1 protein-coding gene is annotated in these 1,191 nt (G+C 41.5%); it reads left to right on the top strand.

The genetic code is table 11. The features are described 5' to 3' along the window. The first annotated feature begins 209 nt into the window (after positions 1 to 209). Positions 210 to 1,166, top strand: a complete 957-nt coding sequence (locus tag H2O73_RS20235; RefSeq protein WP_182110725.1) for an IS110 family RNA-guided transposase — start codon at positions 210 to 212, stop codon at positions 1,164 to 1,166. Positions 1,167 to 1,191: the final 25 nt, after the last annotated feature.

The raw sequence follows: 1,191 nt of genomic DNA, 5'->3' as shown, positions 1-1,191 counted from the left end.
TTGTATGGATAATAACTCACGAATCAGGGTAAGGTGAGACCCAGACTTTAGCTGCAACTAAAGTTCTCTATCTGATAGTTCGATTGAACGCTGGCTCCTCTATCGAGAGACCGATAACAAGAACGAACGTCAGATAGAACTCCAAGCATCACACTCGAATAGTCTTCTGGGTCTCGAGCCCGCATTTCGCAAGCAAGAGTTAGCTTATTATGAATACAAACACACTTCAAAACATTAATGTCGGCGTTGATACGGGTAAGACACAACTTGATATCTATATCCGCCCTCTCGATATCTACTTTAACGTCACAAATGATGAAAAAGGGATCAAACAAGCCATTCAAACTATTGCTCAATATCATCCAGAACGGATTGTTATTGAAGCAACGGGTCGATTGGAGATGCCATTCATCTTAGCGTGTGAAAATGCCAATTTACCTTATGTCATCGCTAACCCATTACACATCAAAAAGTTTTCTGGCGCTCTTGGAAATAGAGCTAAAAATGACCGTCTAGATGCGGCACTTATTGCCCACTATGCCGAATCCATCAAACCAAGACTCACTCAACTAAAAAGTGAAAACATTCGGTTAATGAGCGACTTAGTCACTAGACGTAACCAATTGCTATCAATGCAAACGATGGAAAAGAATCGACATCAAATCCTTCCTCAATCACTTGCATCTTCAATCAAACCTATCTTAACTGCACTCAAAAATCAGATTACAAAAGTAGAAAACAGAATCGAAAAACTCATAGAAACTTGCCCTGATTACCAAGCTAAAAACGAGATACTACAGAGTGTCCCTGGTATCGGGAAAATCGCCGCAGCCTCACTCATCAGTAACGTTCCTGAGCTAGGTTACATCACCAACAAACAAGCCGCTTCATTAATCGGGGTCGCACCAATTACGCGTGAAAGTGGCAGCTTTAAAGGCAAGAGAATGATCAAAGGTGGACGGATGCAAGTAAGGACTGTTTTATACATGGCTATGATGTCAGCGATGCAGTGTAATCCGGTTTTTAAAGAGAAGTACCAGCAACTTTTAGCCGCAGGAAAACCCAAAAAAGTAGCAATCATTGCCTGCGTCAGAAAGATGGTAGTCATCCTAAATTCAATGCTCAGAGATGGCTGTATGTGGGATGCAGATAGCGCCAAAAATTAACTATTGACGCCATAGTCTCTTGTTA

Source organism: Vibrio marinisediminis (assembly GCF_014050145.1).
Taxonomy (GTDB): Bacteria; Pseudomonadota; Gammaproteobacteria; order Enterobacterales; family Vibrionaceae; genus Vibrio; species Vibrio marinisediminis.
This window is presented reverse-complemented; position numbering and strand designations above follow the sequence as displayed.

Bases quoted from the DNA above. Each gene is read 5' to 3' on its own strand.
- H2O73_RS20235 (WP_182110725.1), top strand. From the start codon at position 210: ATGAATACAAACACACTTCAAAACATTAATGTCGGCGTTGATACGGGT.